The 20,377-nt window shown below is 67.7% G+C and carries 21 protein-coding genes and 1 pseudogene; 13 read left to right on the plus strand and 9 right to left on the minus strand.

Annotation, left to right across the window (positions count from 1 at the left end; genetic code table 11):
• The 7 genes from C8258_RS05050 (at position 1) to C8258_RS05080 (ending at position 5,892) form a co-directional block, all read left to right on the plus strand.
• Positions 1-534, plus strand: coding sequence for a VOC family protein (locus tag C8258_RS05050; RefSeq protein ID WP_106954153.1), 534 nt, complete (start codon positions 1-3; stop codon positions 532-534).
• Between the two features lie 233 nt (positions 535-767).
• Positions 768-1,715, plus strand: a complete 948-nt coding sequence (locus C8258_RS05055; RefSeq protein WP_106954154.1) for an SMP-30/gluconolactonase/LRE family protein — start codon at positions 768-770, stop codon at positions 1,713-1,715.
• Between the two features lie 45 nt (positions 1,716-1,760).
• Positions 1,761-2,666 carry an SDR family NAD(P)-dependent oxidoreductase gene (locus C8258_RS05060; RefSeq protein ID WP_199195592.1) on the plus strand — a complete coding sequence of 302 codons (906 nt, stop codon included), beginning with the start codon at positions 1,761-1,763 and terminating at the stop codon, positions 2,664-2,666.
• Positions 2,667-2,699: 33 nt separating this feature from the next.
• Positions 2,700-3,929 (plus strand): cytochrome P450, encoded by a 1,230-nt coding sequence (locus C8258_RS05065; protein ID WP_106954156.1) that lies wholly within the window; start codon positions 2,700-2,702, stop codon positions 3,927-3,929.
• Between the two features lie 10 nt (positions 3,930-3,939).
• Positions 3,940-4,260, plus strand: coding sequence for a 2Fe-2S iron-sulfur cluster-binding protein (locus C8258_RS05070; RefSeq protein ID WP_106954157.1), 321 nt, complete (start codon positions 3,940-3,942; stop codon positions 4,258-4,260).
• Positions 4,261-4,262: 2 nt separating this feature from the next.
• The gene (locus C8258_RS05075; RefSeq protein WP_106954158.1) at positions 4,263-5,543 is read left to right on the plus strand and encodes an NAD(P)/FAD-dependent oxidoreductase; all 1,281 of its coding nucleotides are present in this window, start codon (positions 4,263-4,265) and stop codon (positions 5,541-5,543) included.
• A gap of 130 nt (positions 5,544-5,673) precedes the next feature.
• Positions 5,674-5,892 carry a hypothetical protein gene (locus C8258_RS05080; RefSeq protein ID WP_106954159.1) on the plus strand — a complete coding sequence of 73 codons (219 nt, stop codon included), beginning with the start codon at positions 5,674-5,676 and terminating at the stop codon, positions 5,890-5,892.
• A gap of 113 nt (positions 5,893-6,005) precedes the next feature.
• On the opposite strand, the gene C8258_RS05085 is transcribed toward C8258_RS05080, so the two are convergent.
• Together C8258_RS05085 and C8258_RS05090 are read right to left on the minus strand one after the other, a co-directional pair.
• Entirely contained in the window at positions 6,006-7,247 is a 1,242-nt protein-coding gene (locus tag C8258_RS05085; protein WP_304598371.1) for an NADH:flavin oxidoreductase, read from the minus strand.
• Positions 7,248-7,261: 14 nt separating this feature from the next.
• Entirely contained in the window at positions 7,262-7,858 is a 597-nt protein-coding gene (locus tag C8258_RS05090; RefSeq protein WP_233224881.1) for a TetR/AcrR family transcriptional regulator, read from the minus strand.
• 133 nt (positions 7,859-7,991) lie between these two features.
• Between C8258_RS05090 and C8258_RS05095 the strand changes: the two genes are divergently transcribed.
• Positions 7,992-8,843 (plus strand): SDR family oxidoreductase, encoded by an 852-nt coding sequence (locus C8258_RS05095; RefSeq protein ID WP_106954162.1) that lies wholly within the window; start codon positions 7,992-7,994, stop codon positions 8,841-8,843.
• Positions 8,844-8,867: 24 nt separating this feature from the next.
• On the opposite strand, the gene C8258_RS05100 is transcribed toward C8258_RS05095, so the two are convergent.
• From C8258_RS05100 to C8258_RS05125, 6 genes are read right to left on the minus strand one after another with little or no spacing between them, the layout of a single operon-like run.
• Positions 8,868-9,839: an alpha/beta hydrolase gene (locus C8258_RS05100; protein WP_233224882.1), complete on the minus strand. Its 972-nt coding sequence runs from the start codon at positions 9,837-9,839 to the stop codon at positions 8,868-8,870.
• Positions 9,840-9,842: 3 nt separating this feature from the next.
• Positions 9,843-10,553 (minus strand): GntR family transcriptional regulator, encoded by a 711-nt coding sequence (locus C8258_RS05105; RefSeq protein WP_106954163.1) that lies wholly within the window; start codon positions 10,551-10,553, stop codon positions 9,843-9,845.
• Positions 10,550-11,824, minus strand: coding sequence for a CaiB/BaiF CoA-transferase family protein (locus tag C8258_RS05110; RefSeq protein WP_106954164.1), 1,275 nt, complete (start codon positions 11,822-11,824; stop codon positions 10,550-10,552). The genes C8258_RS05105 and C8258_RS05110 overlap by 4 nt, the downstream gene beginning before the upstream one ends.
• Positions 11,821-12,921: an acyl-CoA dehydrogenase family protein gene (locus C8258_RS05115; RefSeq protein ID WP_106954165.1), complete on the minus strand. Its 1,101-nt coding sequence runs from the start codon at positions 12,919-12,921 to the stop codon at positions 11,821-11,823. Before C8258_RS05115 ends, C8258_RS05110 begins: the two co-directional genes overlap by 4 nt.
• Positions 12,918-14,078, minus strand: coding sequence for an acyl-CoA dehydrogenase family protein (locus C8258_RS05120; RefSeq protein WP_106954166.1), 1,161 nt, complete (start codon positions 14,076-14,078; stop codon positions 12,918-12,920). The genes C8258_RS05115 and C8258_RS05120 overlap by 4 nt, the downstream gene beginning before the upstream one ends.
• Complete coding sequence (locus tag C8258_RS05125) at positions 14,075-14,875, minus strand: enoyl-CoA hydratase-related protein (RefSeq protein ID WP_106954167.1); 801 nt, start codon at positions 14,873-14,875, stop codon at positions 14,075-14,077. The genes C8258_RS05120 and C8258_RS05125 overlap by 4 nt, the downstream gene beginning before the upstream one ends.
• Positions 14,876-15,009: 134 nt before the next feature.
• Here C8258_RS05125 and C8258_RS05130 point away from each other — a divergent pair, with 134 nt between their 5' ends.
• From C8258_RS05130 to C8258_RS33105, 4 genes and pseudogenes are all read left to right on the plus strand, one after another.
• Positions 15,010-15,768, plus strand: a complete 759-nt coding sequence (locus tag C8258_RS05130; protein ID WP_106954168.1) for an SDR family NAD(P)-dependent oxidoreductase — start codon at positions 15,010-15,012, stop codon at positions 15,766-15,768.
• Positions 15,765-16,175 carry a VOC family protein gene (locus C8258_RS05135; protein WP_106954169.1) on the plus strand — a complete coding sequence of 137 codons (411 nt, stop codon included), beginning with the start codon at positions 15,765-15,767 and terminating at the stop codon, positions 16,173-16,175. The genes C8258_RS05130 and C8258_RS05135 overlap by 4 nt, the downstream gene beginning before the upstream one ends.
• A gap of 86 nt (positions 16,176-16,261) precedes the next feature.
• Entirely contained in the window at positions 16,262-17,827 is a 1,566-nt protein-coding gene (locus C8258_RS05140; protein ID WP_106954341.1) for an FAD-dependent oxidoreductase, read from the plus strand.
• A 49-nt stretch (positions 17,828-17,876) separates the two neighbouring features.
• A pseudogene (locus C8258_RS33105) lies at positions 17,877-18,113 on the plus strand (hypothetical protein); the annotation flags it as partial.
• Between the two features lie 17 nt (positions 18,114-18,130).
• Here C8258_RS33105 and C8258_RS05150 read toward each other — a convergent pair.
• Entirely contained in the window at positions 18,131-18,931 is an 801-nt protein-coding gene (locus C8258_RS05150; RefSeq protein ID WP_106954342.1) for an IclR family transcriptional regulator, read from the minus strand.
• 237 nt (positions 18,932-19,168) lie between these two features.
• Between C8258_RS05150 and C8258_RS05155 the strand changes: the two genes are divergently transcribed.
• Positions 19,169-20,251, plus strand: coding sequence for a ferredoxin--NADP reductase (locus C8258_RS05155; RefSeq protein WP_106954170.1), 1,083 nt, complete (start codon positions 19,169-19,171; stop codon positions 20,249-20,251).
• Positions 20,252-20,377 lie beyond the last annotated feature (126 nt).

Here is a 20,377-nt window from a genome sequence, read left to right on the forward strand (position 1 = left end):
ATGCGCGGGATCAATCACGTCGTGCTCTACGTCTCGGATCTGCGGCGCAGCCTGGACTTCTACGAGGGCGTCCTCGGGTTCCGGCGGCTTCCCGGCGCATTTGCCGGTGCCGCCTTTCTGCGCCACGCGGACTCGGCCAACGATCACGACCTCGGTCTGTTCCAATCCCGGAACCGCGCGACGCCGGTGCCCGGCGCTGTCGGCCTCTATCACATGGCGTGGGAGGTCGACACCCTCACCGAACTCGCGGCACTGCACGAACGTCTCGTGGCGGCACGGGCATTGACCGGCGCCGGCGACCACGGTTCCACCAAGGCTCTCTACGGGCGCGATCCCGACGGGATCGAATTCGAGGTGTGCTGGCTGGTGCCCGACGAGTGTGTCGAGCAGGCTCTGGCACCGGGCACGCCGCCGACCGCTCCGCTCGATCTCGCCGCCGAGATCGAGCGCTACGGCGCGTCCACTCCGGGTGGTCCCCGCACCGACCCGACCGTGTGGGAGCGCATCGCGGCGCGGTACGCGGACGGGTTCTGACGACCTCTCCCGCTGAATGGGAGGGCGTCGACTGGCGCCGATCGCGGAAACCTATCGTCCTGTCATGCCACGTGCTTGTGACCCAGTTCACCGCCGTGAACCGGGTGTACCTGGTCTCTCGGGCCACCGCCTTCGCATCCGTCGGTAGTCGTGGCTCACGTGGGCTGTGGAGCCGAGAATGCCACGGCTGCAACAACTTTCCGTCCCTATCACCGTTGCTGGAGGGCCTCACAATGACCAATCCCGTCGACACCGTCGCCGCCGCCGTCGAGGCGGCGAAAGCTCCGACCTACGAGGCTCGCAGGATCTCGACCGGATACTCCTGGCCGGAGTGCCCCCGCTGGCACGAGGGCACCTTCTGGTTCTCGGATATGTACACCGGAACGTTGAAGACCCTCGACGGGGCCGGCAACGCCACCGTCGTCGTCGACGCGAACGCACGGGCGGCGAAAACCGACGTTCCGATCGTGCTGGGCGGATTCGGCTGGTTGCCCGACGGGCGGCTGATCGTGGTGTCCATGCACGAGAAGCTGGTGCTGATCCACGGCGGGGGCGGGCCCGAGGACCTGTCGGTGTACGCCGACATCTCCGAGCACTGCTCGGCCGCGGCCAACGACATGGTCGTCGACGCCGACGGGCGCGCCTACATCACCCAACTCGGCTTCGATCTGTTCAAGGGCGAGGATCCCGTTCCGTCACCGCTGATCGTGGTGGAACCGGACGGCACCGTCGGCACTCCCGAGAAGGTCGGTCCGTTGTTGTGCGCCAACGGGATTGCCGTCAGCGCCGACGGGACCCGGGTCTACACCGCCGAGGTGATGGCTTTCAAGATCACCGTGATGGATCGCGCCGCCGACGGCACACTGTCGAATCCGCGCGAGTTCGCCACCTGCCCGTTCATGCCGGACGGTATCGCCCTCGACGCCGAGGGCGGGGTCTGGGCGGCCATGCCCGGCGGCGGATATGTCGCGCGGTTCACCGACGAAGGCATCACCGACGCCGTCTCGCTGCCGTTGGAGAACGGCATCGCCTCGGCCTGCCTGCTCGGCGGTCCCGAGCGCAGCACCCTGTACTTGACCGCCGGTTACGAGGTCTTCGATTTCGAGAAGTCCGCTCGGGAAGCGCTCGGTGGTATCTGGGTGGCGGACGTTCCGCAGCACGGCGGCGACACCCGTCCCTGAATCCCGCCGATACCCACCGAATTCACAGAGCTCGAGGAAAAGATTATGGCAACACTGGATTTCAGCGATCGCGTCGTCATCGTGACCGGCGCGGGCCGGGGTATCGGCCGCGCCCACGCGCTGCTGCTCGCCTCGCGCGGCGCCTCGGTCGTGGTCGGCGACCTCGGTGCGAGCATCGACGGCTCCGGCGTGGACGGTGACGATCCGGCCGCGCAGGTGGTCGACGAGATCACCGCCGCCGGCGGCACAGCGGTGGCATGCGCCGCCGACGTGTCCACCGAGGACGGCGCCCGCGCCCTGGTCGAGGCGGCGGTCTCGGCCTTCGGCGGGCTCACCGGCGTGGTGAACAACGCGGGCATCGTCCGCACCGCGCCGTTCGACGAGGTGCCCGACGAGGAGTATCAGCGCCACCTCGACGTCCACTACTTCGGCACCCTGCGCGTGTGCCGGGCGGCCTGGCCGCACCTGCTGCGGGCCGATTCGCCGCGGATCGTGAACACCATTTCGCAAGCGATGCTGGGTAATCCGGGGATGTCGCACTACGGCGGCTCCAAGGGCGCGGTGTTCGGCCTGACCCGCAACCTCGCCCTCGAAGGGCTGGACAAGGGCATCAAGGTGAACGCCATCGCTCCCGGGGCGGGTACCCGCATGGCCGAAGCGGCCGCCGACACCTTGTCGCCGGAAATCATGGAATACATGCGCACCTCGCTGCTGCCCGAGCACATCGCACCGGTGGTGGCCTACCTGCTGCACCCGAGCTGCGATGTCACCGGTGAGGTGTTCAACGTGGCCGGCGGCATCGTGAACCGGCTGGCACTGGTCAACACCGTCGGCATCCACGACCCCGGCCTGACGACCGAAAGCGTCGCCGAGCGATTCGACCAGATCATGGCGATCACCCCCGACGCCTTGCCGCAGGTCGTCGCGCCGGCCCAGATGCCGGTGTCCTGAACACCTTCGACAGCCCCCGACTGGAGTCTGCTCATGAGCACAACCGAAACGGTCAGCCCGACCGACTACCCCTTCGATCCGGTGCCGCCGAAGGACGCCATCGATCGCTACCGGGCCATCGCCGCGGACCGGCCGATGACCAAGATGACGATGCCTTTCGGCGGCGACGTGTGGGTCATCCACCGCAACGCGGCCGCCCGCGAGATGCTCAGTGACGGGCGGTTCGTGCGCGAACCGTTCCGCACCGGCGAACGGGTGGTTCCCTACTTCGTGGAATTCCCCGACTTCCTCAGGACGACACTGCAATTCGAGGACCCGCCGCATCACACCAAACTGCGCAAGCTCGTGCAGCGCTCGATCTCGCCCAAGCGAGTGAAGGCGATGCGGGATTCGGCCGTCGAGTTCGCCAACCATCTCATCGACGAGATGGTCGCCAAGGGTGCGCCCACCAACCTGGTCCACGACTATGCCGTCGCCCTGCCGATCCAGATGCTGGCCAATCTGCTCGGGGTACCGCCGGAGGACCGCCCGAAATTCCAGAAGTGGAGTTCGGCGACTCTCGCGGTGGCGAATATGCCCGAGGAAGACGTCGTCGCCAACATGACCGAACTGGTCGTGTACATGATGGCGCTGATCGAGGAACGCCGGAAGAGCCCGCGCGAGGATCTGCTCAGCGACCTGGCCAATGCCCGCGACAAGGACGACAGCCTCACCGACGGCGAAATTCTGCCGATCGCGCTGGTGCTCATCATCGGCGGATTCGACAACACCGCGAATTTCATCTGCGCCGGTGTGCTGTCGCTGCTGCGCAACCCCGACCAGCTCGAGTTGTTCCTGCAGGATCCGGACGGCATGGCGCCCACCGCCGTCGAGGAGATTCTGCGCCACGGTCGAATGGCGTTGGGGGACAAGGTCGCCGGTGGTGGCGGCCTGGTGCCGTTCGTCGCCACCGAGGATGTGGAAATCGACGGTCAGCTGGTCGCGCGCGGTGAGGCCGTGATGGTCGACCCGGCGGCGGTGGCGCACGACGGTGTGGCTCTCGAACACGACGACGTCTTCGATATCCGGCGTAGCAACAACCCGCATCTGACGCTGAGCTACGGGCTGCACCACTGCTTGGGCGCGCCCCTGGCCCGGATGGAGATGCAGGTCGGGCTGGCCGAGCTGTTCAAGCGGCTGCCCGGGTTGACCCTGCACGGTGAGGCGATCGTCGACAACGACAACCTCACCCAGCCGATCGTCGATCTGCCGGTCACCTGGTAGGAGCGTGCCGATGCCCAAAGTGTTCTACACCCAGCCCGACGGCCAAGTGCGGGTCGTCGACGGCGCCGTCGGCGATTCGGTGATGTCGACCGCGGTCCGCAACGGTGTGAACGGCATCGTCGGCCAATGCGGCGGAACGTTGTCGTGCGCGACCTGCCACGTATATCTCGAGCCAGGCGAATTGGGATACTTCGCCGATCCGTCCGAGGACGAGGACGAGATGCTGGACTGCACGGCCTCCGATCGCGAGGACAATTCGCGGCTGTCGTGCCAGCTCACGTTGTCCGACGGCGTCGATCTGCACGTGACCATTCCCGACGAACAGGTCTGACGATGACCGAATCGCAGAACGGGACCGATGTGCAGGCGCCGCCCCACAGCGTGGTGGTGGTCGGCGCCGCACATGCCGGGGTGCAGCTCGCCGATCGCCTTCGCGCCGGGGGCTACACCGGTGAGCTCACCCTGATCTCGGATGAGCCACATCTGCCGTATCAACGCCCGCCGCTGTCGAAGGCGTGGCTGAAGGGTGAGGCCACCGGTGACTCGGTGCTGTTGCGCGAGCCGGACTATTACCGCGACCAGAAAATCGAACTGCTCATCGGTGCCCGGGTTACGCACCTGAGCCGCACCCCGGCCGGCGTCGAGGTGCGGTTCACCCGCGACGGTGAGAATTCGATCCGGGAATTCGACCGGCTGGTGCTGGCCACCGGCGCTCGCCCGCGGCGTTTGCCGCTGCCCGGCGCCGATCATCCCGATGTGCTGGTGCTGCGCGACCTCGACGATGCCCGTTCGCTCGCCGCGCGGGTGCCGGCCGGGCCCGTCGTGGTCGTCGGCGGCGGCTTCGTCGGTCTCGAGGTCGCCGCGACGGCGCGGGCACTCGGAGCCGAGGTGACGGTGATCGAGGCAGGGGAGCGGCTACTCGCGCGGGCGGTGGGCGCCGACACCGCCGCGGCCCTGCTCGCCGCTCACCGGACGATGGCGACCGACGTGGTGCTGGGAGCGCTGCCGGTGTCGATCGAGCACCGTGACAACAGGATTCATGCGGTGCGGCTCGACGACGGCCGCGAAATCCCGGCCGCGACGGTCCTCGTGGGGATCGGGGCCGAGGCCCGGACCGAGCTGGCCGAACAACTCGGACTCGACTGCGACGGCGGCATCCTCGTGGACCGGCACTGTCTGGCATCGGACGGGTGGACTCTCGCCATCGGCGACTGCACCACCCATGTATCCGAGTCCGGCGCTCGCTACCGGCTCGAATCGGTGGACAATGCGGTGGAGCAGGCCAATGCGGCTGCTGCGGTGCTGCTGGGCGAACCATGCCCGCAGCGGCCCGCCCCATGGTTCTGGTCGGATCAGGGCGATCAGAAGTTGCAGATCGCCGGCCTCATCGGTGGGCACACGTCGATGCTGGTTCGTACCGACCCGCAGCGTCCGCATCGGCGGGTAGCGCTGTACTTCACCGACGATGCGCTGACAGCCGCCGAATGCCTCAACTCCCCAGCGGATTTCGTGGCCTTGCGATCGGCGCTGAGCCGCGGGCATCGGCCGGGGCCGAAGGACCTGACGGACACGGCCGTCCCGCTCAACAAGCTCCTGGCTCCCATCCGGAGTTAGGTATGCGCCGCGGTGCCGGTGAGGGGGCGGCCACAAGCCCTCCCTCACCGGCGCCGCCGACACCTGTCCTACGGGTGATGCTCCTGAGAATAGAGCAGCCACGCACCTCGCAATTGTTCGGAAATGTGTTATGGCAAAGCTGATCTCGAGCCACGGCCGAGTGATGTCGCGGTTGCGTCACATCCGCATCGAAGCCGGTGCGTTGAGGCTCGACTACAAGGCGAGCGCTGAGCAGGCACGCGACGTGGCGTGCGCGCTGACGCAGCTGTCGCCTGATGTCATGGTCACCGTCGACGACGACGTGTGCCGCGATCTGCCGCCTTTGCCGTGTGCTGGATTGTGGTCCTGAGCGTCGTGGCACACCCGCCGTGAAGGCCATTGCGGGCCTGTAGCTCGGCGCCGGACTCGTCGAAACATCCCATCGCCGAGAGGTTCTCGGCGATGGGAGATCTACCGAACGTGTCACACGGGCAGACCGACTGGCTTCGCGTCGGTGCCATCGCTCCGGACGTCGGTGCTCACCAACGGGCAACGCGTGCCGGTGAAGATGCTGGCTGCGCACAGGTTGCAGTGGACGCACAGCGACTTCTTCGACGACTCCGCTCGGAGGCGATTGATCAGATCCGGCTCACGCAGCAGCGCTCGCGCCATCGCCACGAACTCGAACCCGTCGCTCATCGCGGTGTTCATGTCGGCGAGGTCGGTGACTCCACCGAGCAGCACCAGCGGCATGTCCAGCTCGTTGCGGAACTGGCGCGCGTAGTCACGGAAGTAGAGGGGTTCGTACGGGTAGTGCTCGAACACGAAGCGGCCGAACATCTTCATGCCCAGTTTCACCAGACCGCTTTGGGTCTCGGCCATTTCGCGGATCGGTACATCGCCGCGGAACAGGTACATCGGGTTGAGTAGCGAGGACCCGCCGGTCAGCTCCAACGCGTCGACATGGCCGTCGTCCTCCACCATCTGCGCGAAGACCAGGGATTCATCGAGCCACAGACCGCCGGGAACGCCGTCGGCCATGTTCATTTTCGCCAGCACCGCGATCTGTCCGTCCGCTGCCCCGCGTACCGCCTGCAGAATTCGGCGGGCGAACTCCGCGCGACGGGGGAGCGGGCCGCCCCAGGAGTCCTTGCGGCGGTTGATCTTCGGGCTGAGGAACGAGCTGGCCAGATAGTTGTGACCGAGGTGGACCTCCACCGCGTCGAATCCCACCTCGATCGCGTACCGCGTCGCGCGAGCGTGATCGTCGATGATCCGCCGGATATCCGCTTCGGTTGCGGCGCGATCCAGGCTCATCGACAACGGATTCGGTCGCGTCGACGGGGCCAGCGAGGGCAGACCGGTGGAACGTGAGTTGGCGACCGGACCCGCGTGCCCGATCTGCGCGGATATCGCGGCGCCGGTGGCATGCACCGCCTCGGTGAGTCGTCGTAGCCCGGGAAGTGCCTCGGGGCGCCAGTAGATCTGGTCGTGTTCGGTGCGGCCCTCGGGCGAGACCGCCAGGTAGGCGACGGTGGTCATGCCGGCCCCACCCGCGCCGACCGCCACGTGGAAATCGATCAACGCGTCGGTGACCAGGGCGTCGGTGGTGACCCCCTCGAAGGTGGCGGACTTGATCACGCGGTTGCGCAACCGGATCGGGCCGAGGGTGGCCGGCGCCAAAGGATCCGGGGGTGTGGGCGCGGGCATGGGGGTGACGGACATGGTGGAACTCCTTGTCAGGGCTGGTTGGTGGCGGGAGTGCTGCGGTCGCCCCGGACATCCACGGGAGCGTGAATATCCATCCAGCGCAACATCTCCTCGACCACATCCGCGCAGTCGCCCTCTGCGCCGGCATCGGCCCATTCGACCAGTGCGGCGAAGGAAGCGGCCTGGTAGGCGGTAGCGAGCGCGCGGCAGATCGCCAGTGGTGCATCCGGGAGGACACCGGAGATGTATGTCGCCAGAGTGTCGATCCAGGGCCGGTAGGCCAGCGGCGCGATGGCGGCGAGCTCCGGTTCGGCGGAGATCAGGCGCAACCACTGTGGCGCGATCCGGCTGATCCGCGGGTCGTGCGAGACCGATTCGACGACTGCTAGGCGGATGACGGCCGAGGGGTCGCCTTCGTCCGTTGCGTTGTCGAGGGCATCGCTAAGCCTGTTCGTAGCCGGTTCGACACCCAGGTAGGCGATATCCGAACGAGATGTGAAGTGGCGCAGAAGGGTTCGGGCGCTGATTCCGGTTGCATCCGCCAGATCGCTCCAGCTCGTCGTCGAGTATCCACGCTCGGACCACAGGCGAAGCGCGCTTTCGGCGACGGCGTGGGTGTCCAACACGGACGGACGCCCGCGCCCGCGCCTAGCTGCGGTGTTCGGGGGCATGGTTCAAGTTCACCATTTTTGGCATAGTGTGTCAATATTGCGCGGAGTCGCAGAAGTGGTAGTAGGCAGAGCGGAAAGCAGGCAAGCGATGGGTGTCTATGTCGTGACCGGATCGGCATCGGGAATGGGACGAGCGGTGGCGGAGAAGCTTCGTCGAGATGGCCACACCGTGGTCGGGGTCGACCTGCGCGACGCCGACGTGGTCGCCGATCTGTCCAAGACCGAGGGCCGGCGCGCGGCTGTCGATGGCGTTCTCGCCGTGGTGGACGGCCACCTCGACGGTGCTGTGCTGGCAGCCGGGGTCGGCCCTGCTCCGGGTGCGGACCGCCCGCGCCTGATCTACGAGGTGAACTATCGCGGCGTGATCGAATTGCTGGACGGCTGGCGGCCGCTATTGGCTGCGGCGACCGATGCCAAGGTTGTGGTCTTCGGTAGCAACGCGACCACGACTACGCCCGCGGTCCCTGGCCGGGCGATCCGCGCGCTGCTGGCGGGGGATACCGACAAGGCTCTGCGCGCGGTGCGGATATTCGGCCGGAACGCGCCTTCTTTCGCCTACGCGGCGTCGAAGATCGCGGTGAGCCGCTGGGTCCGGCGCCACGCGGTCACCGCCGCTTGGGCGGGCGAAGGGATCCGGCTCAATGTGCTGGCGCCGGGCGCCATCTTGACGCCGCTGCTGGAAAAACAACTCGCCACTCCACGGGAAGCCGCGGCCATCCGCCAGTTCCCGGTGCCGATCGGCGGTTTCGGCGACGCCGGCGACCTGGCGGATTGGGTGCTGTTCATGCTGTCGGATGCAGCGCGGTTCCTTTGCGGCAGCGTGGTTTTCGTCGACGGCGGCAGTGACGCATACTTCCGGGCCGACGACTGGCCGCGCGCCGTACCGGTCCGGAAGATCGTCGGCTACCTCCGGCGTTTCCGCGGGTTCAGCGCCCGCTGACCAGCCTGAAATGGCCCCGCCGCATCAACGGGATTGCCGGAAGCGGGCAGCGACGAGCGCGCCCACTTCCGCGATCGCCGCCCGCCCCCGTGCCACCGACGGCGCTTGCATCGCGAATCCGTGTCCCACACCCGGATAGCGCAGTTGCACAGTCGGCACGCCTGCCTCTCGGAGCCGGTCGCCGTAGGCTTCGACGCCGTCGCGGATCGGGTCCGCGTAGCCTACGGCGATGATCGCGGGGGGCAGGTCGGCGAGCGTATTCGCCAGTGCCGGAACGCCATAGGCGTCGTCGGTCGAGGGATCGGGGCCGAGGTAGAGGCTCTTCATCCAGTCGATGTCCTCGGCGGTGAGGAAGGGGGAGCTGCCGAACTCGCGCATCGAGGGGCGGTCGGTGCGGCGCTCGACGCCGGGGTAGAACAGCACCTGCTGCGCGATGGCCGGGCCGTTGTCGTCGCGGCTGCGCAGTGTCGTGGCGGCGGCGAGTCCGCCGCCGGCGCTGTCTCCGCCGACGCCGATCCTGGTCGCGTCGACGCCCCAGTTCGATGCGGTGTCGACGGCCCAGCACAGCGCCGCGTACGCCTCGTCGTTGGCGACGGGATAGCGGTACTCCGGTGCGAGGCGGTAGTCGACGTTGAACAGCACCGCTGCGGTCGCGTCGGCGATATCGCGGGCGAGGCGGTCGAAGGACTGCAATGTGCCCATGATCATGCCGCCGCCGTGGAACCACACCAGGGCGGGCGCATCGGATTCCGGTGCGGTCAGAGGATGGTAGACCCGCACCGGGACGGCACCGTGCGGGCCGTCGAAGGTGGCGTCGCGCACGGTGCGCATGTCGGGGCCGGGCGGACGCACGATGGATTCGAGGGACCGGCGTGCGGCGTCGACTCCGGCGGCGTGCATGGGGCCCGTCTTGTTCGCGCGGACTCGCTCGAGAATCACTTCGACGTCGGGATCCCAGGCGAACTGGTAGGGCTTGTACCCGCTTGATGCGGTCACGGTTCACTCCTCGGGAGGTAGGGGAGGCGCGCCGGTTCGAGTAGCGCGCAACATCATCCCGGTGCTGGTCTCCCCGCCGCGGCGGTGCTCGTTCATCAACTCGACGAGCCGTTCGTTGTCGTGGCGGGTCAACGCTTCGATCATCTGGTCGTGTTCGGCCACGACGCGGGCGCGCGCGGCCGGGTCGTACAGATAGGCGGCGTGGTAGGGCATCGCGAGAGTCCACAGCCGGCGGATCTCGGCGACGACGAGATTCAGTGGGGATCGTTCGAAGATCACGAAGTGGAAGGCGTGATTGTGCATCCGCATCGCGAGTACATCACCCTGTTCGGCTGCTTCGACCACCTGGTGCGCGGCGCGGGTGGCTTCCGCGAGAGCGTCGGCGGAAAAGGCGGGCAGCGACAGCAGTACCTCGCGTTCCAGGGCGGCGCGCATCAGGTAGATCTGGTCGAAGTCCGACTGCTGCAGCCGCGCGACCGTGTAGCCGACATTGGGCTCGTGTGCCACCAGGCCTTCGGCGGTCAGATGGCGCAGGGCTTCGCGGATGGGCAACCGGCTGACTCCGAGGCGTTCGGCCATGAGTACTTGGCGGATCGGCTGGCCGGGCAGTAACTCCCCGGTCACGATCAGCCGCTCCAGTTCCGCGACCACCCGCCCGGCGGCTGGGCCGACTTCGCGGCTCGTCGGGGCTGGGCTTTCAGTCGGTTTGCTCACGGGTCACCGAAGATACCAGCCGAGCGCCAGACACCGATTCGCTCAGCGGGGTAACCCATCGCGGTCAGCACCGATATGGTGTCGGCGCCGCGGGCGACCGCGGGGCGGGGGCGGCGGTGCGGCGACCGGCTGAGCGAGATCGGTACCCCGACGCCGCGATAGTCCGGCGCCTCGATGAACAGCTCGCGGTGCCGGGCCTGCGCCGACTGCAATGCCTCGTCGACAGTGTTCACCGAGCTTGCCGCAACACCGGCCTGCTCCAGCCGGGTGGCCAGTTCGGCCCGGGGCCACGTCGCGATCCGTTCGCCGAGCAGTGCGACGAGTTCCTCCCGATGCGCGTACCGCTGCGCGTTGGATGCGAAGCGTGGTTCGTCGGCGAGCTCCGGCACACCGAGAGTCTGTGTCAGCGAACGGAATTGGCGGTCGTTGGCCGCGCTGACGAAGAAGTCGCCGTCGGCGGCCCGAAACACCTGATAGGGGACCACGGTCGGATGGAAATCGCCGGTCCGCCGGGGGACGGATCCGCTGGCGATCCAGTTGGCCGCGTGCGGATGCAAGACGGAGATGACCGCGTCCAGCAACGCCATATCGACCAGTTGCCCGTGCCCGCTGCGGTCGCGCTCGAGTAGCGCCAGCAGGATGCCGTTGACGGCCAGGTTGGCGGTGACGATATCGACGATCGGCACGCCGACACGCAGGGGGTTCCCGTCGGGATAGCCGTTGATACTCATCAGCCCGCCGAAGGATTGCAGCACCGCGTCGTAGCCGGGAAGTCCGCCCATCGGGCCGTCGACACCGAATCCGGTGATCCGGCAGTAGATCAGCCGCGGATACCGCCGGCTGAGCACGGTGTCGAAATCGAATCCCCAGCGTGCCATCGTGCCGGCCTTGAAGTTCTCGACCACCACGTCGGCGCCGGCGATGAGGTGACCGAGTATCTCGCGTCCTTCGGGGGTGCGCAGATCCAGGCAGATGTTGTCCTTGCTGTGGTTGAGGCTGCCGTAGTAGGCACTCGTACCGGAATCCACGAACGGTGGCCCCCAGCCTCGGGTTTCGTCACCGGCCGGCGCCTCCACCTTGAGGACCTCGGCGCCCTGGTCGGCCAGCATCTGCGCCGTATACGGTCCGGCCAGGACACGGCTGAGGTCCAGTACGCGCAGCCCGGTCAGCACTCCGTTGCCGGTCGCGGTGTCGGCGGCACGCCATGCCGCCCGGCCGTCGATGCGCAACTCGTCGTCGGCCTCGACCGGGGCGGGTGGGGTGATGCTCATCGGGAATTCCCTTCTGCGACAGTGGGTTCGCCGGTCGACTCGGCGCCGACGACGACGTCCCACAGGTCTGTGCCCTCGTCGAGGATCTGCCCGGCGAGGACCTCGGACCAGTACTCTTCGGAGCCGTAACGGTCCCGCCAGGCCCCCAGCGCCGTGGTGAACCGTCCCAGGTTGTGTTCGCTGGTAAATCCGATCGCCCCGTGGATCTGGTGCCCGGCGGCCGCGACTTCGCGAGCCGATGCCGAGGTCACCGCCTTCGCCGCGGCGATCGCTGCCCGGCGCAGGTGCGGGTCGGCCACGGGTGCCTCGGTCGCGGCGGTGGCTGCTGTCTGCATCAGCGCGGCGCGGGCGGCGAGCCCCGCGAGGCGTTGCTGAACGGCTTGGAATTTCGCGAGCGGACGTCCGAACTGGGTACGTTCGCCGGCGTAGCGCAGGGTTGCCTCGCGCACCGTACCGGCTACGGCGGCCAGGACGACAGCATAGGACAGGGCGCCTCGCTGCTCGAGTTCGTCTGCGCCGATGGGAGATTCGGCAATGAGATCGACGGGTGTCGCGTCGAACCGGTAGTCGTCGAGGGCGGCGCCGAGCAGATCGGTGCCGGGCTGCACCTGCACGCCCGTCGCGTCGGTGGCGACGATCGCGATCGACGGGAGCGCGGCCGGGGTCGGCGGCTCGAGCAGGACGACCAAACGGGCTGCGTCACGACCGTGCACGACATCGGTGACGATGCCGTCGAGGACGGTGGTGCCGTCCACTTCGCGTGTGCCGCAACGATCGTCGGCGATCACTACGGTGCTGGGCTCGGCGGCCGTGGTGCCGGTGCAGTGCGCGAGCAGCGGGCTTGCCAGCAGGGTGTGCTCGATCAGGAGGGTGATCGCGCCGCGCTCGGCTGCGGCGTGCGCCACCGACAAGGCATCGGCGGATGTGCCGCCGCTTCCACCCTGGGTCTCGGGGATGCCGATCTCGGTGAAGCCCGCGTCGGCCAGTGCGTCCCAGACAGCACGGTCGGGTGCGGCAGCGGGCGTGGTCGTCTCGATGCCGATGCGGTCGATCATGTCCGTGACCGCCGCGATCAGTTCGGTATTCGGATAGGTCATCGCAATCCCATTCCGCGCGCGACGATTCCACGCAAGATCTCGTTCGTGCCGCCGCGCAGCGTGAATGCCGGTGTATGCAGCACACCGGTCGCGAGCAACCGGGCGAAACCGTCGCCGCCGCTGCGGCGGGGTTCGCTATCCGTGCAGGCGCGAATGGCCTCCACCACATCGCCTTCGAAACTCGAGCCGAGATCCTTGACGATCGCGGCGAGCACATCGGGTTTGCGTCCGGCCGCGAGTTCGGTGGTCACGGCCAGCGACATCCGCCGCAGGGCCCAGGCCTGCGCGGTGAGCGCGCCGAGGGTGGTCCGTTGCCGCGGCGTGGCTCCCGAGCGGCGCAGTTCCTCGGCCCATGCGCGCAGCAGCGGCATGGTCGACAGATAGCGCTCGGGCCCCGAGCGCTCGTAGGCCAACTCGCTCATCACCTGCGCCCATCCCGCGCCGCGTTGCCCCAACAACGCGTCCGCGCCGACATGCACGTCGTGAAAGACCACCTCGTTGAAGTGCCGGCCGCCGTCGATGCTCTGTAGTGGCCGCACCTCGATGCCGGGCGTGGACAGGTCCACCAGGAACTGGGACAGTCCGCTGTGGCGGTCACCGGGACCACCGTCGGTGCGGGCCAGCAGGACCATGGCATGGGCGACGTGTGCACCGGTGGTCCATACCTTCGTGCCCGAAATCGTCCACGCGCCGTCGGGACGCTCCACCGCCTTCGTGCGCACGGCGGCCAGATCCGAACCGGCGTCCGGTTCGCTCATACCGATCGCGAAGAACAGCTCACCTGCAGCGATTCCGGGCAGATAGCGCTGCTTCTGCTCCTCGGTGCCGTTGGCGAGGATGCCCGGCGCCATCTGCCGATCGGCGATCCAGTGCGCGGCGACGGGCGCCCCGTGGGCCAGCAGTTCCTCGGTGACGACGAAGCGTTCGAGCAGTGAACGACCGTGTCCCCCATAGCGTTCGGGCATGGTCATACCGAGCCAGCCACGGCGGCCGAGTTCGGCGCTGAACGCGGGATCGAATCCGCTCATCCAGTTGTCGGGCGCCGGGGTGAACACGCCGCTGTCGAGTTGTTCGCGCAGGAACGCGCGCACTTCGGCGCGCAGCCGCGCCGCATCGGCGGGACGGACCTGGGACCGGCTGCCGGCAGCGGCGGTCATCGTCCCGGTCCCCGCGACGACCAGGCTCCTTCGCCCTTGCGCGACATCGACCACATCTGCACGCCCCGTTCGATTTCCAGCGCCGAGGCCCAGCTCACCGCGGGAGGCCCGAGTTCCAGGCGTGCACTGGCCATGATGCGCCGAGTCAGCTCGGGGTCCGCGGCCGGCGGGCCGGTGAGCTCCGCGATTCGAGCGTCGAGATCGGCTTCCTCCGCCACCAGGTGCGCGAGCCCGCGCTGCACCGCTTCGGTTCCGGTGAGCGAGTGCCCGCACGCCGCCAGCGCGATGGTGCCCGACCATCCGACCGCGCGGCCCAGCAACGCCAGATGTCCACCGCCCGGGTGGATTCCGCGGGCCAGGAAACCGCTGTCGAGCCGGGCCTGCGGGGTGACGGCCATGAGATCGGTGGCGAGTGCGAGATTCAAGCCCGCGCCGACGGCGCCGCCGACCACGCGCGAGATGGTGGGAACCGGCAGTGATCCCACCCGGACGAAGGAGCCGTAGACCGCGGAGGTGCGGCGCACCGCCTCCGGCGAGGCCGGATCGGCCGACGACGCCGCCAGATCGCGAGTATCGGCCCCGCTACAGAAATACGTACCGGCCGCACGCACCACGACCGCCCCGATATCGGCGTCGGTCTCCACGCGCGCGCAGAAGTCGTCGATGAGCGCGGCCATCTCCAGGCTGATCGCATTCTTGCGCCGCGGATTGTTCAGGGTCAGAGTGGCGACCCCGTCGGTGAACTCGGTACGGACCGGCGGTTCGGACGGGGCGCCGACGGGAATGTCGGACGTCATGCGGGACACGCTAGCAGATTGGATCCAAAATAAGATCCAATAATGATTGACAATCTGTACCCCGCTCGGCGAGTGTGCAAAGGACAGGTCGCCATCCCTGAGATGTGGTGGCGGTATCGACGAAAGGTGAACTCGTGTTCGAGTTGGATGGGCGAATCGCCCTGGTGAGCGGGGCGGGACAAAGCGTCGGGGAGGGAATCGCGACGGTGCTCGCGCGTCAGGGGGCGACGGTCGTGGTGAACGATCTGCACGCCGAGCGCGCGGAGCGTGTGGCCGCGGCCATCGCCGAGGAGGGCAACAAGGCGATCGCCAGGGCATTCGATGTCACCGACTATCAGGCGACGGTCGACGCCGTGCGCTCGGCCGAGGCCGAGGTGGGCGGGCACGTGAACATCCTGGTCAACAATGCCGGGATCGCCGAGGCGCGGGTCGCCAAGCCGTTTCGGGAGCTGACCCCGGACCAGTGGCCGCCATCGATCGAACTCAACATCTACGGCGCGATGAACTGCATCAAAGCGGTGATCGACGGGATGTGCGACGCGGGCTGGGGCCGCATCGTGCAGATTTCGTCGGGCAGTGCGCGTACCGGCCAGAACATCAACGTCTCCATGTACGCGACCGGCAAAAGCGGTATCGAGGGGTTCATCCGCCATCTCGCCGCCGAGACCGGCCAGTACGGCGTCACGGCCAATATCGTCGCGCTCGGCCTGCAGGCCAACCTCGTCGAGAAGATGGCGCCCGACTACCTGGAGCGACTGATCGCCGGCATTCCGATCGGACGCCTCGGCGACCCCATCGAGGTCGGCGCGTTCTGTGCGTACCTCGCGTCGAACGAGGCCGGGGGCATGACCGGACAGACCCTCGACTTCAACGGTGGGTCGCAGACTCGATGAGCGGCACGCCCACGGCTCCTGTGACTCTCTCCCTCACCGCGATCCGCGTGACCGATCTTGTTCGGTCCACGCAGTTCTACAACGCGTGTGGGTTCGTCGAAGAGACGTCGTTTTCCACCGACACCTTCGACGCGGTGATTCTGCGGGCCGGAACAGCAGGGGTCGAACTCATTGCCCCGCACGGTAATCCCGCGGCACCCAACCACGGCACGATGTTCACGAAGCTGGTGGTCAACACCGAGGACGTCGCGGGGTTGCTGATGGCGGCATGCGCCCACGGCGGCGCCGAGGAGATGCCGGCGACAACTCTGGCTCGATTCGGCGGCCGCACGATCGGCAAGGTCCGCGACCCCGACGGCTACCTCGTCGAGGTCGTCAGCTCCACCGGGAAAACATCCGACCGCTGAGCGGGAAGGCCGGGCGTGACGGTTCCGCACGCCGTCTAGCGTGGCGCCGGTCACGCCCGGACCGGAGAGATGGAGTGCAGGTGGCGATGAGCTGGGGCAGTACCTATGACGCTGTGGTTGTGGGATCGGGTGGCGCCGCGCTGGCGGGTGCCTTGGCCGCGACGCACCGTGGGCTGTCGGTGTGTGTGATCGAGAAGACCGACCGCTTCGGAGGCACCTCCGCGTATTCCGGTGGGAGCGTGTGGCTTCCGGGCAACCACGTGTTGGAACGGCAGGGAGTGGACGATTCCGTCGAGAAGGGCCTGACGTACTTCTCGGCACTGGTCGGTGACCGCACCCGCTCGGAAGTGCAGCGCGCGTATCTGGAGACCGGCCCGGTTGTCGCCGATTTTCTGGAGAACACCGTCGGGATCCCACTGGAGCATCGCCCATTTCCCGACTACTTCGACGCACCGGGGCGAAGTGCCAACGGGCGCAGCATTTTCGCGCATCCGATCGCGGCGGAGGAGGTCGGCGACCGGCTCGACGACATCCGGCCGATGGTGCCTGCCGACCAGTTCGGGATCGACATCGATCGGTCGATGCTCGATGGCGGCCAGGCCTGGATCGCCCGCATGATTCTTGCCCTGGACGCCTCCGGACGCGCCGAGCTGAGGTTGTCGACCCCTGTCACTGCTCTCGTCCAGGATGAGGACGGTCGGGTCACCGGCGTCGTCGTGACCGGCCCGGACGGCAACCAGAGCCGTATTCAGGCGCGGGCCGGGGTGCTCTTGGCGGCCGGCGGTTTCGAGCGTGCACCGCATTTGCGGGCGAAGTGGCAGGACATGCCGACCGCCGACTGGAGTTCCTCACACCCCGACACCGGTTCCGGAGATGCGCTCACGCTCGCCGAATCCGCTGGTGCCGCAACAGATCTGCTGGACCAATCATGGTGGTGCCCGGCCACGTTGTTCCCCAACGGGCACGCCGCATTCACGCTCGGGGTGCGGGCCGGAATCATCGTCGACAGCACCGGGCAGCGCTTCGCGAACGAGATGCTGCCGTACGACCGGATGGGCCGGGCGATGCGCGAGCGGATGCAACTCGGGCACGGCGATGCGTTCTGGTTCGTGTTCGACAACAGCTTCGGCGATGACCTGCCCGCCATCTGTGTGCCGGCCCCCGGCCGAGAGGAGCTGACCGACGCGGGACTGTGGCACACGGCCGGCGACATCGCCGAACTCGCCGCCGCCATCGACGTGGATTCCGCGGCCTTGGCGTCCACGGTGCGCCGGTTCAACGAGTTCGCCGAGCGCGGCCGGGATGAAGATTTCAGCCGCGGCGAGGATCCGTTCGGCCGGTTCTTCGTCGGCGCGACAACATCGGAACCGTGCCTGCGCCCCCTCGACGGATCCCAGCTGCACGCGGTCCGCCTGGTGCTGGGCGATCTCGGCACCAAGGGCGGAGCGGTCATCACCACGGAAGGTGCTGTCGAGCGACCGGACGGGACGGTCGTCCCGGGCCTGTATGCCGCGGGAAACTCCGCTGCCTCGGTGGCCGGGCCGGTCTATCCGGGGCCGGGCGTGCCGCTGGGCTCCGGCATGGTCATGGCCTATCGTGCCGTGGCCGAAATGGCCGACCGGCTCGACGGCGCGGAGTCGACCGCTTCCTGACCAGTGGTGGGAGCTCGCCACTTCCTACCGCGGCGGCCCGGCGTAATTGGCCCAAGTTCTGTTGTATCCGGGGCTGGATCGAGACATGGGCGCCGCGTCGATCGTGTCGATGCCGGACGCGCCGATGTCGTCGCGCAACAACATCGGCGCGATGTTGTTGCGCGACGACATCGATTACCTGCACGAGCTGGCCGACAGTGGCAGCAGCTCGGGTCCGCTCGATCAGTACCGAATCCCTTCCTATGCAACAGATTTGACGGGCCTTCCGCAGGCGATCGTCGGTACCGTTCCGGTGATCGTGCCTCAGTGCGACGCCAGGTCGGCGGCGACGCAGCGGTCCCAAATCTCGCGCGCTGCCACCCGGACCGGACCGACCAGCTTGCGGTAGTCGAGCGCGGTCACCGACGCACAGACGGAGATCCCGGCGAGGTTGCCGTAGATATGGTCGGCCGGGCCGATGGATACCCCCACACAACCGAGCCCCGCGAAAGCCTCTCCGCGATCGAACGCGGCACCGCGCTCCCGGATGGCGGCAAGTTCCTCCTCCAGCCGGGCGTCGGAGGTGATGCTCTGCGCAGTGCGCCGCACGAGTTCACCGGTAGACGTGTGCTGCAGGGCTTGCACGATGTGGGGATTGTTCGTCGCCTCGCCGAATGCGATCTGTGCCTTGCCCACCGCGGTCAGATGGGCGGGCACCCGCTGTCCCACGGCGGTCGGGGTGGGCCCGGACGCGCGTCCGTTGACTTTGGCGAGGTAGACGGTGTCACCATGGTCGACCACGCCCAGCTGAATGGTGAACCCGGTCTGCTGAGCGAACGCCTGCATCACCGGGCGTGCCCCTTGCAGCAGACGATTCTGGTTCAGGGCCGCCTGTCCCATCTCGTAGGCTTTGACGCCGAGTTCGTAGGTTTGTTCGGGTGAGCGCGCGAGCCAGCCCGCGCTCGCGAGTTGTTCGAGCAGCCGGTGCACCGATGATCGGGGCAGACCGGTGCGGGAGGTCACCTGGGACAGGGTCAGCGGCCCTACTCCATTGAAGGTTTCCAGCACCAGCGATACCCGCTCGACCACTGACACCGGGACCCCGGCAGTGCTTGTTGTTCTCACCAGACCTCCCACCAGCCACGTTGCTGTGATGCTCGCCACGGTACTACCACGTGCATGTGCACGTCGAACAGCCCGTGACGAGCGCGGGCCCGACGATCGCACGGATACGGGATCGGCATCGACCCACCTTCCCGATGAGCGAGAAATCGCGTCTTTCGGACGATTTTCGCGGCATAGCCTTCCGTGGCCCGGGTCTCGCATCCGGGCGCGTAGTGCTGACCACAACCAGGAGTGCGAATGTCCACGCAGACGAGTTCCGATCCGGCGTCCCGCGCCGATGCGGCGGAAGCTACGGCGGAAACTCGCACCGCCCGGGTCCGGATCGCCGAGATCGTCGAAGAGACCGCCGACGCGCGTTCGTTCGTCGTCGAACCGCTGGCCGGCACGATGACAACGAACTATCGCCCGGGGCAATTTCTCACCGTCCGGGTTCCGGATATCGGTACCGGCTCGGCGCGGTGCTATTCCCTGTCGAGTTCGCCGCATACCGACTCGGCGATGAAGTTCACCGTCAAACGGGTCATGGGCGGCCACGGGTCGAATTGGCTCTGTGACACGGTGCGCATCGGTGACGAACTGGAGGTGCTCCCGCCGGCCGGCACTTTCGTACCGGCCTCCCTCGACGAGTCCGTGGTCCTGGTGGCGGGCGGCAGCGGGATCACGCCGGTCATCGCGATCGTGAAATCGATCCTGGCCGGGGGTGCGGGTGACGTGGTCCTCGTCTACGCCAATCGCGACCAGGATTCGGTCATCTTCGCGGCGGAGCTGCGCGAGCTGGAAAGCTGTTTTCCTGAACGGTTTTCGGTGATCCACATATTGGAGTCGGTGCAGGGCTACCCGAGTCGCCGGGCGCTGTCGATACTGCTGCGCCCGCTGCGCCACCGATCGGTCTACATCTGCGGCCCCACACCGCTGATGGACCTCACCGCCGACGTATGCGCGGAAGCGGGATTCCCTGCCGCGCGCGTGCACTCCGAGCGCTTCCTGTCCCTGCAGCGCGATCCCTTCGCGGCCGATGTTCCGAACGAGTCGGCCGGCTCCGGCGAGGTCGTCTGTCAGGTGCACGTGTCGATCGACGGTGCCGACCATCAGGTGCCGTGGAGGGCCGGGCGCACACTCCTCGACGCCTTGCTCGCGGCCGGGATCGAGGCGCCGTATTCGTGTCGCGAGGGGGCGTGCAGCGCCTGCGTTTGTTCACTGACCGAGGGGCGGGTGAACCTGGCGCACAACGAGATTCTGACCGACGACGACCTCGCCGACGGCTACATCCTGGCGTGTCAGGCCGAACCGGTGAGCGACGAAATTTCGATCGAATACTGACCGGAGGCGCGCCGGCTCGGCGTCGTCGCCGGATCGAGGAGAAAACCGTCCCATTCAGCAGGAGACCCACGTCACATCATCCCTGCCGCCTGCGACGCTGATCCCACCGCGAAAGGTTGCCTGATC

The organism is Nocardia sp. MDA0666 (genome assembly GCF_003023875.1).
Classification (GTDB): domain Bacteria; phylum Actinomycetota; class Actinomycetes; order Mycobacteriales; family Mycobacteriaceae; genus Nocardia; species Nocardia aobensis.

Coding starts and splice junctions, on each gene's coding strand:
- C8258_RS05050 (WP_106954153.1), top strand. CDS start 1: ATGCGCGGGATCAATCACGTCGTGCTCTACGTCTCGGATCTGCGGCGC.
- C8258_RS05055 (WP_106954154.1), top strand. CDS start 768: ATGACCAATCCCGTCGACACCGTCGCCGCCGCCGTCGAGGCGGCGAAA.
- C8258_RS05060 (WP_199195592.1), top strand. CDS start 1,761: ATGGCAACACTGGATTTCAGCGATCGCGTCGTCATCGTGACCGGCGCG.
- C8258_RS05065 (WP_106954156.1), top strand. CDS start 2,700: ATGAGCACAACCGAAACGGTCAGCCCGACCGACTACCCCTTCGATCCG.
- C8258_RS05070 (WP_106954157.1), top strand. CDS start 3,940: ATGCCCAAAGTGTTCTACACCCAGCCCGACGGCCAAGTGCGGGTCGTC.
- C8258_RS05075 (WP_106954158.1), top strand. CDS start 4,263: ATGACCGAATCGCAGAACGGGACCGATGTGCAGGCGCCGCCCCACAGC.
- C8258_RS05080 (WP_106954159.1), top strand. CDS start 5,674: ATGGCAAAGCTGATCTCGAGCCACGGCCGAGTGATGTCGCGGTTGCGT.
- C8258_RS05085 (WP_304598371.1), bottom strand. CDS start 7,247: ATGTCCGTCACCCCCATGCCCGCGCCCACACCCCCGGATCCTTTGGCG.
- C8258_RS05095 (WP_106954162.1), top strand. CDS start 7,992: ATGGGTGTCTATGTCGTGACCGGATCGGCATCGGGAATGGGACGAGCG.
- C8258_RS05110 (WP_106954164.1), bottom strand. CDS start 11,824: ATGAGCATCACCCCACCCGCCCCGGTCGAGGCCGACGACGAGTTGCGC.
- C8258_RS05115 (WP_106954165.1), bottom strand. CDS start 12,921: ATGACCTATCCGAATACCGAACTGATCGCGGCGGTCACGGACATGATC.
- C8258_RS05120 (WP_106954166.1), bottom strand. CDS start 14,078: ATGACCGCCGCTGCCGGCAGCCGGTCCCAGGTCCGTCCCGCCGATGCG.
- C8258_RS05125 (WP_106954167.1), bottom strand. CDS start 14,875: ATGACGTCCGACATTCCCGTCGGCGCCCCGTCCGAACCGCCGGTCCGT.
- C8258_RS05135 (WP_106954169.1), top strand. CDS start 15,765: ATGAGCGGCACGCCCACGGCTCCTGTGACTCTCTCCCTCACCGCGATC.
- C8258_RS05140 (WP_106954341.1), top strand. CDS start 16,262: ATGAGCTGGGGCAGTACCTATGACGCTGTGGTTGTGGGATCGGGTGGC.
- C8258_RS05155 (WP_106954170.1), top strand. CDS start 19,169: ATGTCCACGCAGACGAGTTCCGATCCGGCGTCCCGCGCCGATGCGGCG.